The following is a 14,105-nucleotide window of genomic DNA, read 5'->3' as shown; positions in this document are numbered from 1 at the left end:
CCGCGCAACACCGAGCCGCGCCGGTCGAAATCTGCGGCCAGCAGAGTTCCGGCAACTCGAGCGGGACGGGCATCGACAACGCCGTCGCGAACTCCCGCTCCCCTGACCCACTCTCCATGGAGGTTCTGTGGACGGCTATTACGCCTTCATGCTCATCGCGACGGCCCTGGTCCTGATGATGACCGTGCCCGCGCTGGCGCTCTTCTACGGCGGCATGACCCGGTCGAAGTCCGTGCTCAACATGATGATGATGTCGTACGTGGCCGCGGCCATCGTCGGCATCCTGTACGTCGCGATCGGCTGGTCGATGGGCTGGGCGGGCGACGTCGACAGCGGCGGCACGTTCTTCGCCAACCCCTTCGACCTGTTCTGGCTCAAGGACGTGGGCACCGAGAACTACGTCTTCGTGATGTTCCAGATGACCTTCGCGATCATCACCTGCGCCCTGATCAGCGGTGCGGTGGCCGACCGGATGAAGTTCTCGGCCTGGCTGCTCTTCATCCCGGTCTGGGCCGTCATCGTGTACTTCCCGCTGGCCCACATGGTCTTCAGCTGCACCGCCGACTCGCTCATCTGCGGCCGGATCGGCGCCCAGGACTACGCCGGTGGCACCGCGGTGCACATCAACGCCGGTGTCGCCGCGCTCGTGCTGGTGCTCCTCCTCGGCAAGCGCTCGGGCTGGCCCAAGGACAAGATGCGCCCGCACAACCTCACCCTGACGATGCTGGGAGCCGGCCTGCTGTGGTTCGGCTGGTACGGCTTCAACGTCGGCTCGATCGTGATCGTCGACCAGGACATCACCGCCGAGATGGGTCGCACCTTCGCGAACACCACCCTGGCCACGATGGCCGCCATCCTCGGCTGGCTCGTCATCGAGCGCCTGGTGCACGGCAAGGCCACCTCCCTCGGCGCCGCCTCCGGCATCGTCGCGGGCCTGGTCGCCATCACCCCGGCCGCCGGTGCGGTCGACATCGAGGGTGCGGTCGCCATCGGCGCCGTCGCCGGTGCGGTCTGCGCCTGGGCCGTCGGCCTCAAGTTCCGGCTCGGCTACGACGACTCGCTCGACGTCGTCGGCGTCCACCTCGTCGGCGGCATCATCGGCACCGTCCTGATCGGGGTCTTCTCCACCTCCGACGGCGCCGGCGGCGTCGACGGGCTCCTGTACGGCGGCGGCCTCGGCTCGCTGGGCGACCAGTCGCTCGGCGTGGTCGTCGCGGTCCTCTACTCCGGCATCCTCACCGCCGTCATCGCGCTGGGCGTGAAGTACACGATCGGCCTGCGCCTCGACGAGGACGACGAGGTCGGCGGCATCGACCTCGCCGAGCACGGGGAGAGCGCCTACGACCTGCACCAGGGCAGCTTCAGCTCGGGTGCCGGCTCGACCGGCGTCCTGGCCAAGTCGACCGTGCGCACCGAGGAAGGGGCCCAGGCATGAAGCTCGTCACCGCGGTCATCAAGCCGCACAAGTGGGAGGACGTCCGCGAGGCCCTCGAGACCTTCGGCGTGACCGGCATGACGGTCAGCGAGGTCAGCGGCTACGGCCGCCAGAAGGGCCACACCGAGGTCTACCGCGGGGCGGAGTACGACATCGCCCTGGTCCCGAAGATCCGGATCGAGATCGTCGTCGACGACAGCGACACCGACGACATCGTCGGCATCGTGGTCAAGACCGCGCAGACCGGGCGGATCGGCGACGGCAAGGTCTGGGTCAGCCCGGTCGAGACCGTCGTGCGCGTCCGCACCGGCGACAAGGACGAGGCCGCGCTCTGACCCGCGCTTCCTCGCGCTCCACCTGCTCCACCTGACCAACCCAGCGGCCCGGTGCCCCGTCGAGGGCCCGGGCCGCTGGCAGGATCGCCGGCACGGCCGCACCATCGACGCACCGGACGCCGCGCGCGTCACGAGGCACACCACATCGGGAGGACCGCCATGAAGCTCGTCACCGCCGTCATCAAGCCGCACAAGTGGGAGGACGTACGCCAGGCCCTGGAGGCCGTGGGCGTGACGGGCATGACCGTCAGCGAGGTCAGCGGCTACGGCCGCCAGAAGGGCCACACCGAGGTCTACCGCGGCGCGGAGTACGACATCGCGCTGGTCCCGAAGATCCGCCTCGAGGTCGCCGTCGACGACGCCGACGTCGCCACCATCGTCGACGCCGTCGAGCGCAGCGCCCGCACCGGCCGGATCGGTGACGGCAAGGTCTGGGTCTCCCCGCTCGACACCGTGATCCGCGTGCGCACCGGCGACCGCGACAACGAAGCGCTCTGACCGCACGTGGCTCCCGGCCCGCCTCCCCAGGTGGACCTCGGATGACCGCATCCGCCCGGGCCGGGCGCACGGCCGCCGCCGACGAGCTCTGCTCGGGGGCCTACGAGAAGGCCGGCGGTCCCGACACCGGCGTGGCCCTCGTCGCGGTCGGCGGCTACGGCCGGTCCGAGCTCGCGCCGTACTCCGACCTCGACGTGGTCCTGGTCCACGACGAGGACGTCGACCTCGGCCCGCTCGCCGAGCAGCTCTGGTACCCGATCTGGGACGCAGGCCTGCGCCTGGACCACGCGGTGCGCTCCCTGCCCGAGATGGTCGCCGCCGCGGACGCCGACCACCGCGTCGCCTCCGGCCTGCTCGACGTCCGCCACGTGGCCGGCGACCCCCACCTCACGCTGCGGCTGCGGACCACCATGCTCGCGAGCTGGCGCCGCGGCGCGCGCGAGCGGCTGCCGGAGATCCGCCGGGCCTCCGACGCGCGGCACCGGCTGATGGGCGAGCTGGCCCACCTGTCGGTGCCCGACGTCAAGGAGGCCGAGGGCGGCCTGCGCGACGCCACCACCCTGCGCGGCCTGGTCGCGACCTGGCTGGTCGACGTCCCGCACACCGAGCTCGAGCGCAGCCGGCAGACCCTGCTCGACGTCCGCGACGTCGTCCACGAGGCCGCCGGGCGGGCGACCGACCGGATCACGCCCGAGACCTGGCCGGTCCTGGCCGAGGTGCTCGGCCTGGCCGGCGACCGGGCCGCCCAGGTGCACGTGCGGGAGGCCGGACGCCGCATCACCCACCTGTCGCGCCTCGCGTGGCGCCGGGTCGACGGCGTCCTGGCGCGACCGGCGTCGGCGCGCACGGCGCGCCGCCCGGTGCTCGAGCGGCTCGGGCCGGGCGTCGCGCTGTCGGCCGGCGAGGTGGTCCTCGACGGCCGTGCCGACCCCGCCGCCGACCCGCTGCTGCTCCTGCGGGCGGCGACGGTCGCGGCCGAGCGGGGCGTCGTCCTCGCCCCGCCGACCGCCGCGCGGCTGGTGCGCGAGGGCGCGCCGCTGCCCGACCCCTGGCCCGAGGAGGCCCGGCAGCTGCTCGTGCGGCTGCTCGCCTCCGGACGCGGCCTGCTCGAGGTGTGGGAGACGCTCGAGGAGACCGGTGCGCTGGCCGGCTTCCTGCCCGAGTGGGAGCGGGTCCGGATGCTGCCGCACGCCTCGGTGATCCACCGCTTCACCGTCGACCGGCACGTCGTGGAGACCTGCATCGAGGCCTCGGCGCTGATCCGCTCGGTGCGCCGCCCCGACGTGTTGATGGTCGCCGCGCTGCTGCACGACATCGGCAAGGGCGGGCTCACCGAGCACAGCGTCGCCGGTGAGCCGATCGCCCGGGCGGTGGCCACCCGGATGGGCTTCGACGAGGAGTGCGTCGAGCTGGTCGCGCTGCTCGTGCGCTGGCACCTGCTCCTCGCCGAGACCGCGACCACCCGCGACCCCGACGACCCCGCGACCGTCGAGATCCTCACCTCGCGGCTCCGCACGCCCGAGGCGCTCGCCCTCCTGCGGGCCCTGACCGAGGCCGACGCCAAGGCGACCGCCCCGAAGGCGTGGACGTCGTGGCGCGCCGGCCTGGTCGCCGACCTGGCCCGCCGGGCCCACGCCGCCCTCGACACCGGCGCCACGCTGCCGGCCTTCCCCGTCGGCGAGGTCGCCGTGCCCGCGGGGCTGACGGCCGCCTCGGTCGCGATCTCCGTCGAGCCGGTCGCCGACGGCAGCCGGGTCACCGCGATCGCCCTCGACCGGGTCGGGCTCCTGTCCGACCTCGCCGCGACGTTCGCGCTCCTCCGGCTGCCGATCCGCGCGGCCCGCCTCTGGGCCCAGGACGACCACAGCGTCTCGGTGTGGGAGGTCGGCTCCGACACCGTCGACGCCGCCGTCCTGCGCACCCGCTACGAGGCCGTCGTCGACGGCCGGGTCGACCCGGCCGCCAGGTTCGCCCGTGCCCACCCCGCGGACGGGCTGGCCCCGACGGTCGTCGTGCGCCCCGAGGCGAGCGAGCACGCCACGGTGCTGGAGGTGCGCGCGGCCGACCGGCCCGGCGTCGTCCACCTCGTCTGCGCCGAGCTGGCCCGCCTCGACGTCGCCGTGCGCTCGGCCCACGTCGACACCCTCGGCCCGCAGGCCGTCGACGTCTTCTACCTCCAAGAGCCCTCGGCCGGGGCGCTGTCGGAGACCCGTGCCGCGGAGACCGCGCACGCCGTCCGGGCCGCGCTGAGCTGACCCGCGCGACGCGACGCCACCCGCCGTGTGGGACGGCGCCCGTGGGGCATGCTCACCGCCATGAGTTTCCCTGATGCCGGGCAGCCCCACGTCGTCCCTGGTGGCCACCCGCCGTACCCGGTCGACGTCGACCCCGAGTCCGCCGGGCTGGTCCGGCGTGAGGCGATCGGGTTCGCCCTCCCGCTGGCGGTGCTCGGCACGCTGATGATGCTCGGCAGCCTGGCCCTCGACTGGGTCGAGACCAACCGGTTCGTCGTCTACGGCTCCGGCCAGGACGGCCCGCTCGACGACAGGGGCGAGTACGCCGGCCTCTTCGACGCCCGGGACGTCGTCGAGGACGTCGTCGGGGTGGTCCCGCGCTTCCACGACGCAGGAGCCCTCGCCGGGGCCTTCTTCCCCTGGGGGGCGCTGGTCGTCACCGTCGTCGCCTGCGGGCTCGCCGCGCTGGCCTCGGTGGGCCTGCGGCGTCGGACCCGGACGACGGTGGCCCGCACGGCCGCGGTCGTCGCGGTGACCGCGACCCTCGGCTTCGGGATGATCGCTCTGCTGGACCTCGGGTGGGTGCTCGACACCACGGGCGGGCCCGACACCTCCGCGCCGAGCTCGACCGGGGCTGCGCCCGAGTCCGGCGGCAGGGCCGAGCCGGAGTTCCTGGAGGCCGAGGTCCAGCCGGCGGTGGGCGCCTACACCTGGTTCGGGGGCGCGCTCCTGCTGTGGATCGCCGGCGCGCTCGGGCCCCGCGTCGGCTACCGGCTGCCGTCCGGGGCCGCGGTCGGAGGCCCGGGCGCGCCCGGGTTCCCGGCCCACCTCGCCGCACCTGGGGGGCCCGGCGCGCCCCCGGGCCCCGCCGGGTGGCCGGTGCCGTACGGCCGGGGTCCGCTCGTGCGCTCCACCACCCAGCCGGTCGCCGTCGTCCTCGCCGCGCTCGCCGCCGTGCTCTGCCTGGCCGGCTACGGGTTCCTGCCCTGGGCCACCGACGTCACCTTCGCCGACATCAGCGACGCCACCCGCGAGTACGGCGGTGGTGACGACCCGGTCGCCGAGGCCTACTTCGGGTGGCTGGGCTGGGCGCTGCTCCTGGGTTCCGGGGTGGTCGCGGTGCTGGTCGCCCTGGGCCGCCGGGGCCGGTCGGTCAGCCCACGGGCCGTTCGCCCGTTCCTCGTGCTCGTCATGGCCGGCGGCCTGCTCGTCCACCTGGTCGCGGTCGTCGACGTCGACACCCTCGACGTCGGTCTGCTCGCGACCAGCGCGGGCCTGGCCGCCTCGCTCCTCGGGGCGCTGCTGCCGCTGCGCACGACGGCCGTGGTGACGATCGCGCCGACGCCGTACCCGCCGACCACACCGTCACCGCCGCCGCCGCCGCCACCGCCGCCGCCGCCGGCCCGGTAGGCGTCCGCCCCGGACGCCGTCGTACCCCGCGGGTCAGGCTTCGTCGGCAGGCGGTCGCGTCGCGTCCGCCGACGCCGGCGGCTGCTTGCGGATGTGGACCTTGCCGGTCTTGAGGTCGACGCGGACGGGGACGTCCTCGTCGTTCGGGGCGGGCAGCGCCTCGCCCTCGGTCTCCTTGGAGTCGAGGTCCTCGCGGGCCCGGGCGCGGGCGGGGTCGAAGACCTCGAACCCGCCGGCCAGGGCGTTGCCGCCGGCGCTGCTGGGACCACCGGCGCCGAGGGAGCGGTGCCCGACCCACAACGCGAGCAGCAGGAGGACCAGCCCCCCGACCACCCCGATGACGACGTCCACGTCCTCACCGTAGGTGAGCCGCCGTTAGTCTGGTGCTTTCACGACCGCGCCATCTCCAGAGCCACTGCTGAGGACTCCTGTGTTCGCCACTCTCTCCGACCGCCTCGCCGACACCTTCAAGAACCTGCGGGGCAAGGGGCGCCTCTCCGAGGCCGACATCGACGCCACCGCGCGCGAGATCCGGATCGCGCTGCTCGAGGCCGACGTCGCCCTGCCCGTGGTCAAGGAGTTCGTCGCCGCGGTCAAGGAGCGGGCGCGCACCGAGGAGGTCAGCGGGGCCCTCAACCCGGCCCAGCAGGTCATCAAGATCGTCCACGACGAGCTCGTCACCATCCTCGGTGGCGAGGAGCGCCGGCTGCGCTACGCCAAGTCGGGTCCCACCGTCATCATGCTGGCCGGCCTGCAGGGTGCCGGCAAGACGACCCTCGCGGCCAAGCTGGCGCTGTGGCTGAAGGACCAGGGCAAGGCCCCGCTCCTGGTCGCCTGCGACCTGCAGCGCCCCAACGCCGTCAACCAGCTCCAGGTCAACGGTGGCCGCGTCGGCGTCCCGGTCTACGCGCCGGAGCCGGGCAACGGCACCGGCGACCCGGTCGCGGTCGCCCGCGCCTCGATCGAGGAGGCCCGGCGCAAGCTCCACGACGTCGTCATCGTCGACACCGCGGGCCGGCTCGGCGTCGACGCCGAGCTGATGCAGCAGGCCTCCGACATCCGCGACGCCGTCCAGCCCGACGAGGTCCTCTTCGTCGTCGACGCCATGATCGGCCAGGACGCCGTCGTCACCGCGCAGGCCTTCCTCGACGGCGTCGGGTACGACGGCGTCGTGCTCACCAAGCTCGACGGTGACGCCCGCGGCGGTGCGGCGCTCTCCATCCGCCAGGTCACCGGTCGCCCGGTCATGTTCGCCTCGTCGGGCGAGAAGATGACCGACTTCGACGTCTTCTACCCCGACCGGATGGCCTCGCGCATCCTGGACATGGGCGACATGCTCACCCTGATCGAGCAGGCCGAGAAGGCCTTCGACCAGGAGTCCTCGATGAAGGCCGCGGCGAAGCTCGCCGGCCAGGGCGGCGAGTTCACCCTCGACGACTTCCTCGAGCAGATGCAGCAGGTCCGCAAGCTCGGCTCGATGTCGAAGATCCTCGGCATGCTCCCCGGCATGGGTCAGATGCGCGAGCAGCTGGAGAACTTCGACGAGCGCGAGATCGACCGCATCCAGGCGATCATCCAGTCGATGACGCCGGCCGAGCGCGGCAACCCGAAGATGATCGACGGCTCGCGCCGGGCCCGGATCGCGAAGGGCTCGGGTCGCCAGGTCTCCGACGTCAACCAGCTCGTCGACCGGTTCTTCGAGGCCCGCAAGATGATGATGCAGATGGCCCGCGGCGGCGGCATGCCCGGCATGCCGGGGATGCCGGGGATGCCCGGCGCCGCCGGTGGCGGCAAGCGCGGCAAGGCCAAGCAGCAGGTGAAGAAGGGCAAGGGCGCCAAGAAGTCCGGCAACCCGGCCAAGGCGGCCCAGGAGGCCGCCGCGGCGAAGGAGCGCGCCGCCGCGACCCCGTTCGGCACGCCGGGCGAGGCCATCGACTACGAGTCGGCCGCGGCCAACCTCGACCTCCCGAAGGACTTCTCCAAGTTCCTCAAGTGACGACCGGCCCCGGGTGGGGTCGGTCGCTCGAGACCCAATCCGCGCGATCGCGCGGTTTGGGTCGGTGTTGGGGCGTGCGGGGTGCCCAGTCGGCGCGATCGCGCGGTTTGGGTCGGTGTTGGGGCGTGCGGGGTGCCCAGTCGGCGCGATCGCGCGGTTTGGGTCGGTGGTGGGGCGTGCGGGGCACCCAATCCGCGCGATCGCGCGGTTTGGGTACCGCAGGTCGGCTGTCGGGCGCGGCGTCAGGGGCGCATGAGGTTGAGGTCGGTGGGTCCGTCGACGCCGGCGACCGTGGCGTCGTCGGCGCGCTGCCAGATCCACCAGTCCCGCGCGGGCGGGACGTCGCCGAGTCGGCGCACCCACTGGCGCCGCCCGAGCTCGTCGGCGAGCCGGTACTCCTCCTCGAGGTCCGGGAAGGCGTAGACCACGACCCGGCGACCGGTGGCCGCCTCGACGACGTCGAGGAACGCGCGAACCTCGGCCAGCAGGTCCGCGCGCGCCGGCGGCGTCGCGCACTGGCCCTGCAGCTCGAGGTCGATGGCCGGCGGGAGGGTGGTGCGCCCGGCCGCGGCGAGGGTCTCGACGAGGTGCTCGCCCTGCGGCGCGCCGGGGGAGCAGAGGCTGAAGTAGTGGTAGCCGCCGACCCGCAGCCCGGCCCTGCGCGCCCCGGCGACGTTGTCGACGAACCGGGGGTCGGTGAAGGTGCTGCCCTCGCTGGCCTTGAGGTAGGCGAACGCGACGTCGTCGCCGGCCACCCGCTCCCAGTCGATGGCGCCCTGGTGGTGCGAGGCGTCGATGCCGCGGACCCACCGCTCGCGACCCGGACGCGGCTCGGCCTGTGCCGTGCCGGGTTCGTCGGTGCCCGGTGTGGTCGGGCTCGGTGCCACCGGGCTCGCGGGGGTCGGGTCCGCTGCCGGGGTGGACGCCGCGGGGCCGGTCGCCGCGCTCGTCGGGTCCCCCGGGCGGTCGGCACCGGGACCGGCGCCGGGACCGGCTCCGGGACCGGTGCCGGAACCGCAGCCGACGAGCAGCACCGTCGACACCAGCGCACCCAGGACGCGCCGGCGGGCGCTCGGCGTCGGGGCGGTCGTCACGCCGCCGATCGTAGGGCGGGACCCCGTCCTAGGCTGGTCCCATGCCCACCGTCCTCGTCGTCGACGGCGCCAACGTCGTCGGTGCCCGCCCCGACGGGTGGTGGAGGGACCGCGCCGGCGCGGCGCTGCGCCTGCACGAGCAGCTGATGACCGCCGACGTCCCGCAGGACGTCGTGGTGCTGGTGCTCGAGGGGGCGGCCAAGGGCGGCGTCCGGGCCGGCCGCGACGCCCACGTCCGCACCGTGCACGCGAAGGCGAGTGGCGACGACGCCATCGTGGCCGAGGCCAAGCGGGCCTCCGAGCGCGGCGACCGCGTCTCGGTCGTCACCGCCGACCGGATCCTGATGGGCCGCGTCGAGCGGTACGGCGCGATGGTGCTCAGCCCGACCTGGTTGCTCGGCGAGCTCTGAGCGACGTCCGCGGGCCCTCCCCGGGACCGGCGGACGGGCGCGGCCGTCAGCGCACGACGGGGTCGCGCCCAGCGACCGCCCAGTGCCGGGTCGGGCCGCGGCGCAGGGCCGCCAGCAGTCCGGCCCGGTCCCCGGTGTCGCGCAGGTACGCCGCCTCCACCGGCAGCAGCGGCGTGACCGGGTAGGCGGTCTCCCTCGCCCAGCCGACGTCGATCACGAGTCCCTCGCGGGCGGTGTCGAGGCGCCCGATGCCGACCACGGCGCGACCGTCGTCGTCCAGCCAGCCCTCGAGGCTCGCGGCCGCCCGGTCCGGGAAGCCGGTCACCGCCATCGTGAGCAGGCCGTGCTCCTCGATCGTCGGCCGCATGGCGGTGCCGACGTACTGAACCATCGTGCGCAGCAGCGCGGTGGGCCACCACTCCTGCATGAAGTCGGTCGTCTCCCGGTCGACCCAGGCGGGGGACTCGACGTACAGCTCGAACCCCTCGCCGCCCGACGGGGTGCCGCCGGCGTCGACCTCGAGCGGCCCGGACAGCCCCGAGGTGCGCAGCACGCCGGTGCTGCGCGTCCAGACCGGCAGCAGCGCCCACGCGTCGCACGCCAGCCCGGGGCCCTGGCCGATGAAGCCGGTCGTGGTCGTGCGGCCCTGGGTGCTCCAGTAGGCGTCCACCCGCTCGTGGGTGGACTCGGTGGCCAGGTACAGGGGGTCGCCGTCCATGACCACGGCCCTACCCCTGGGCTAGCGTCCACAACCATGACGGCGCAACGCTTCCGAGGACCGGTCCTGCCCGACGGCGAGCCCCGTGACCTGTACGTCGTCGACGGCCGGGTCACCCACGAGCCCCAGGCCGGCGCCGAGACCGCGGCCCAGGGCTGGATCGTGCCGGGCCTGGTCGACGCCCACAACCACCTCGGCCTCGAGGACGGCGGGGGCGTCGACGACGACGAGGTGGAGCGCCAGGCGCTGGCCGACCGCGACAGCGGCGCCCTGCTGCTGCGCGACTGCGGGTCGCCGGTCGACACCCGCTGGGTGCAGGAGCGCGACGACCTGCCGCGGTTGATCCGCGCCGGGCGCCACGTCGCGCGGACCCGCCGCTACATCCGCGCCTACGCCCACGAGGTCGAGCCCGAGGACCTCGCCGCCACCGTGGCCGAGCAGGCCCGTGCCGGAGACGGCTGGGTCAAGCTCGTCGGCGACTGGATCTCGCGCGACGCCGGCGACCTGACGCCGTCCTTCCCGGCCGAGGCCTTCGCCGCGGCCATCGCCGCCGCCCACGAGCACGGCGCGAAGGTCACCGCCCACTGCTTCGGCAGCGACGTGCTCGACGGCCTGCTCGACGCCGGCATCGACTGCATCGAGCACGGCACCGGCCTGCGCGAGCACCACCTCGAGCGGATGGTCGCGAACGGCGTCGCGCTGGTGCCGACGGTGCAGCAGACCGACAAGTTCCCCGAGTTCGCCGACGCCGGGCGCGAGAAGTTCCCGGCCTACGCCGCCACGATGGAGGAGCTCCACCGGCGGCGTCGCGACACGCTGATGGCCGCCCACGAGGCCGGCGTCGAGCTGTATGTCGGCAGCGACGGCGGCGGCACCGGCCGGCACGGCTACCTCGCCGAGGAGATCGCGGCGATGGTTGGGCTGGGCCTGCCCGCCGAGAGCGTCGTCGCCGCCGCCTCCTGGCGCGGCCGGGAGTGGCTCGGCTGGAACGGTGAGCTCGGCGAGGGCGACCCCGGCGACTTCGTCGTCCTCGACGCCGACCCGCGCCGGGACCTGTCCACCCTGGCCCGCCCGGCCTGCGTCGTGCTGCGCGGCACGGTGGTCGCCACCCGGATCTGACCCCGGCACGAGGACGCCGTCCGGGTCCCGGTAGACCTGCCCTGCGGCGGGGCGCCGCGTCGGGGGAGGAGCGGCCGTGCTGCTGGGTGTCGTGCTGGCCCTCGGGTCGTCGGTCACGCACGCCGCCTGGAACACCTCGATCAAGCGGGTCGCCGCCGACGGGCTGGCGGTGCTCTGGGCCTACAGCCTCGCCGGGCTGGGCGTCGTCGTCGTGGTGCTCGGCGTGAGGGCCACCACGGTCCCCATCGACGTCACGCCCGAGCTCGTTGCCTGGTCGGCCGTCAGCACCGTGCTGCACACCGGGTACGCCGCCGCCCTGCAGCGCGCCTACCGCGACCACGACGTCAGCGTGGTCTACCCGCTGTCGCGCGGTGCCGCGCCGGTGCTCGTGGCCCTGGTCGCGTGGCCGCTGCTCGGCCAGCGGCTGTCCTGGTCGTCGTGGCTCGGGCTGCTGCTCATGTGCCTCGCCGTCGCGGCCCTGGTCGGGGAGACCGGGGAGCACACCCGGCTCTCCTGGCGCCCGGCGCTGTGGGGGCTCGGCATCGGGGTCGCCGTGGCGTCGTACACGACCTTCGACGGCTGGGTGGTCGTGTCCCGCGGCGCCGACCCGCTCACGTACTACACCCTCGGCGCGGTGCTCCAGCTCGCGCTGGTCACCGTGCTGCTGCGCGGGCGGGTGGGCCGTGGCCTGGCCCAGGTCCGGCGCCACCCGCGGCCGGTGGCGGTGCTGGCGGTGCTGATCCCGACGTCGTACGTGCTCGGCCTCCACGCGACCCAGCACGCCCCGGTCTCGCTCGTGGCCGCCGTCCGCAGCTCCAGCCTGGTCTGGACGGCGCTGGCCGCCGCCGTCGTGCTGCGCGAGCGGGTCAGCGCCCGCCGCCTGCTCTCGACCGGCCTCGCGACCGCCTCGATCGTGGCCATGGTCGCCGCCCGCTGAGGGTTCAGGCCCGCCGGACCAGCGCGGCGTCCGGCACGTACCTGACCAGCGCGCAGTTGCGCTTCACCAGGTCGTCGGAGACGACGTCGCCGGTGCGCTTGTCGATCGTGGTGCGCCAGATCTCGTTGCGGCGGTGGACGTCGTCACCGACGGCGACGAACTCCTCCCCGCGCGCCTCCACCCGGTACGACGTCGTGGTCGGCTCGTCGGCGCGGAGCTCGCCGCGCAGGTGCCGCTCGTCGACCCAGGTGCGCAGCTGGAACGTCGTGCTCGTGTCGTTGCGCACGACGAGGTCGACGTAGTTGTAGACGATCGAGCAGCCCACCCCCCACGGCAGCACCCGGCCCTTGTCGGGGAACGGGTCGAAGGAGTGCTCGCTGCGCTCCACCACGGTCAGCGGGGAGTGCAGGACCATCCAGTGCAGGAGGTTCGCGAGCTGGCAGATCCCCCCGCCGACCCCGGGCACCGCCTCGCCGTTCGAGAGGCGCATGCCCTCGACGTACCCGCGCCGGCGGGTGCAGCTGCCGACGACCTTGTTGAACGAGAAGGTCTCGCCGGGGTGGACCAGCACGCCGTCGGTGCGGGCGGAGGCGAGGCGGAGGTTGACGACCTTGTTGCGCTGCAGCACCATCTCCGCCTCCGACAGCTCGCGCACGAGCAGCGAGGCGTGCCGCTTGACGCGCACGGGGAGGTCGTCCCCGCTCCGGTCGTGCGCCCACGTCGTCCCGGGGAGCAGCCAGCGGGCGTGGCGACGCAGCTGGTGGGCGCGCACCGCCCACGGGAAGAGCCACGGGTGGCGCTGGGAGGGTCGCACCCGCGGGGCGGGCGCCGGTCGGGGCGGGGCGAGGAGGACGGTCATGCTGGTGGGACGACGTCCGGGGGCCCCGGGTTGTGGCCCGGACCCAGGATTCCGCAGCGATTTTCGGTGCGGTCGGCCCGTCTGGCAGACTTCCCCGTTGAGTCCCGCGCGCTCGGACCCTCTCTCCGACGCGTCGTGGCCCTCCGGAGGTCCCGACCTGGTGTTCCCCACCCGTGTCCGGCGCCCTCCACCCCCGCACACCATCACTGAGGAGACACCACAACCGTGGCCGTCAAGATCCGTTTGAAGCGCCTGGGCAAGGTCCGGGTGCCGCAGTACCGCATCGTCGTCGTCGACTCGCGCAAGAAGCGCGACGGCAAGGTCCTCGAGGAGATCGGCCTGTACCACCCGAAGGAGGAGCCGAGCTACATCACCGTCGTCTCCGACCGGGCCCAGTACTGGCTCGGCGTCGGCGCGCAGCCGTCCGAGGCCGTCGCGAAGATCCTCCGGATCACCGGCGACTGGCAGACCTTCAAGGGCATCGCCGGCGCCGAGGGCACCCTCCGCAGCGCTCCCGCGAAGCCCAACAAGCAGGACCTCTTCAACGAGGCCCTCAAGCAGGCCGGTGGCGAGTCCGGTGGCGCCGCGGTGACCAAGAAGGCCGCGGCCAAGAAGGCCGACAAGAAGGCCGAGACCAAGGACGACGCCAAGGTCGAGACCAAGGCCGAGACCAAGGACGAGACGCCCGCCGAGGCGCCCGCCCCCGAGGTCGCCGCCGGTCAGTCGCCCGAGGCCGCCACGGAGGCCGCTGAGGCCGCCGAGACCAGCACCGAGCCGAGCAGCTGATGCTCGCCGACGCGCTGGAGCACCTCGTGCGGGGGGTCGTCGACAATCCCGACGACGTCACCGTGCGCGACAAGCAGCTGCGTCGTGGGTCGATCCTCGAGGTCCGGGTGCACCCCGACGACCTCGGCAAGGTCATCGGCCGGGGCGGGCGCACGGCGTCCGCGTTCCGGACCGTGATCTCGGCCCTGGCCGGCCGCGACGGCGCGAAGATCGACTTCGTCGACGTCGACCGCCGCCGCTGAGCACTGCCGTCCACGCTGACCCGTCGCTGATC

At 74.1% G+C, this 14,105-nt stretch carries 15 protein-coding genes; 11 read left to right on the top strand and 4 right to left on the bottom strand.

Annotated features, from left to right (window positions below; translation table 11 throughout):
• Positions 1 to 127: 127 nt before the first annotated feature.
• The 5 genes from FE634_RS14385 (at position 128) to FE634_RS14365 (ending at position 5,912) form a co-directional block, all read left to right on the top strand.
• Entirely contained in the window at positions 128 to 1,435 is a 1,308-nt protein-coding gene (locus FE634_RS14385; RefSeq protein ID WP_262347432.1) for an ammonium transporter, read from the top strand.
• Positions 1,432 to 1,770, top strand: a complete 339-nt coding sequence (locus tag FE634_RS14380; protein ID WP_134767370.1) for a P-II family nitrogen regulator — start codon at positions 1,432 to 1,434, stop codon at positions 1,768 to 1,770. Before FE634_RS14385 ends, FE634_RS14380 begins: the two co-directional genes overlap by 4 nt.
• A gap of 159 nt (positions 1,771 to 1,929) precedes the next feature.
• A complete protein-coding gene (locus FE634_RS14375; RefSeq protein ID WP_137293423.1) occupies positions 1,930 to 2,268 on the top strand; it encodes a P-II family nitrogen regulator in 339 nt (112 codons plus the stop codon).
• Positions 2,269 to 2,309: 41 nt separating this feature from the next.
• On the top strand, positions 2,310 to 4,523 hold the full coding sequence (locus tag FE634_RS14370) for a [protein-PII] uridylyltransferase (protein WP_137293424.1): 2,214 nt from the start codon (positions 2,310 to 2,312) through the stop codon (positions 4,521 to 4,523).
• Between the two features lie 60 nt (positions 4,524 to 4,583).
• A complete protein-coding gene (locus FE634_RS14365; RefSeq protein ID WP_148240711.1) occupies positions 4,584 to 5,912 on the top strand; it encodes a hypothetical protein in 1,329 nt (442 codons plus the stop codon).
• Positions 5,913 to 5,945: 33 nt separating this feature from the next.
• On the opposite strand, the gene FE634_RS14360 is transcribed toward FE634_RS14365, so the two are convergent.
• Positions 5,946 to 6,263, bottom strand: a complete 318-nt coding sequence (locus tag FE634_RS14360) for a hypothetical protein (RefSeq protein ID WP_137293426.1) — start codon at positions 6,261 to 6,263, stop codon at positions 5,946 to 5,948.
• Between the two features lie 79 nt (positions 6,264 to 6,342).
• On the opposite strand from FE634_RS14360, the gene ffh reads away from it, so the two are divergent.
• Entirely contained in the window at positions 6,343 to 7,908 is a 1,566-nt protein-coding gene (gene ffh, locus FE634_RS14355; RefSeq protein WP_138876264.1) for a signal recognition particle protein, read from the top strand.
• Positions 7,909 to 8,150: 242 nt separating this feature from the next.
• On the opposite strand, the gene FE634_RS14350 is transcribed toward ffh, so the two are convergent.
• Positions 8,151 to 9,002 carry a GH25 family lysozyme gene (locus FE634_RS14350; protein WP_187366710.1) on the bottom strand — a complete coding sequence of 284 codons (852 nt, stop codon included), beginning with the start codon at positions 9,000 to 9,002 and terminating at the stop codon, positions 8,151 to 8,153.
• A gap of 41 nt (positions 9,003 to 9,043) precedes the next feature.
• Between FE634_RS14350 and FE634_RS14345 the strand changes: the two genes are divergently transcribed.
• Positions 9,044 to 9,412 carry an NYN domain-containing protein gene (locus FE634_RS14345; protein ID WP_137293429.1) on the top strand — a complete coding sequence of 123 codons (369 nt, stop codon included), beginning with the start codon at positions 9,044 to 9,046 and terminating at the stop codon, positions 9,410 to 9,412.
• 46 nt (positions 9,413 to 9,458) lie between these two features.
• Here FE634_RS14345 and FE634_RS14340 read toward each other — a convergent pair whose 3' ends face one another.
• Positions 9,459 to 10,130, bottom strand: coding sequence for a hypothetical protein (locus FE634_RS14340; RefSeq protein ID WP_138876262.1), 672 nt, complete (start codon positions 10,128 to 10,130; stop codon positions 9,459 to 9,461).
• A gap of 36 nt (positions 10,131 to 10,166) precedes the next feature.
• On the opposite strand from FE634_RS14340, the gene FE634_RS14335 reads away from it, so the two are divergent.
• Together FE634_RS14335 and FE634_RS14330 are read left to right on the top strand one after the other, a co-directional pair.
• The gene (locus tag FE634_RS14335; RefSeq protein ID WP_138876261.1) at positions 10,167 to 11,249 is read left to right on the top strand and encodes an amidohydrolase family protein; all 1,083 of its coding nucleotides are present in this window, start codon (positions 10,167 to 10,169) and stop codon (positions 11,247 to 11,249) included.
• 76 nt (positions 11,250 to 11,325) lie between these two features.
• Positions 11,326 to 12,186, top strand: a complete 861-nt coding sequence (locus FE634_RS14330; protein WP_148240710.1) for a DMT family transporter — start codon at positions 11,326 to 11,328, stop codon at positions 12,184 to 12,186.
• A 4-nt stretch (positions 12,187 to 12,190) separates the two neighbouring features.
• On the opposite strand, the gene FE634_RS14325 is transcribed toward FE634_RS14330, so the two are convergent.
• On the bottom strand, positions 12,191 to 13,045 hold the full coding sequence (locus FE634_RS14325) for a VanW family protein (RefSeq protein ID WP_138876259.1): 855 nt from the start codon (positions 13,043 to 13,045) through the stop codon (positions 12,191 to 12,193).
• 225 nt (positions 13,046 to 13,270) lie between these two features.
• Between FE634_RS14325 and rpsP the strand changes: the two genes are divergently transcribed.
• Entirely contained in the window at positions 13,271 to 13,831 is a 561-nt protein-coding gene (rpsP, locus tag FE634_RS14320) for a 30S ribosomal protein S16 (RefSeq protein WP_138876258.1), read from the top strand.
• Positions 13,831 to 14,073, top strand: a complete 243-nt coding sequence (locus tag FE634_RS14315) for an RNA-binding protein (protein WP_134767384.1) — start codon at positions 13,831 to 13,833, stop codon at positions 14,071 to 14,073. The genes rpsP and FE634_RS14315 overlap by 1 nt, the downstream gene beginning before the upstream one ends.
• Positions 14,074 to 14,105 lie beyond the last annotated feature (32 nt).

Origin of the sequence: Nocardioides sp. S-1144 (genome assembly GCF_005954645.2) — a bacterium.
GTDB classification, from domain to species: Bacteria; Actinomycetota; Actinomycetes; order Propionibacteriales; family Nocardioidaceae; genus Nocardioides; species Nocardioides dongxiaopingii.
Note: the sequence above shows the minus strand (reverse complement) of the source record. Positions and strands in the feature narration are given on the sequence as shown.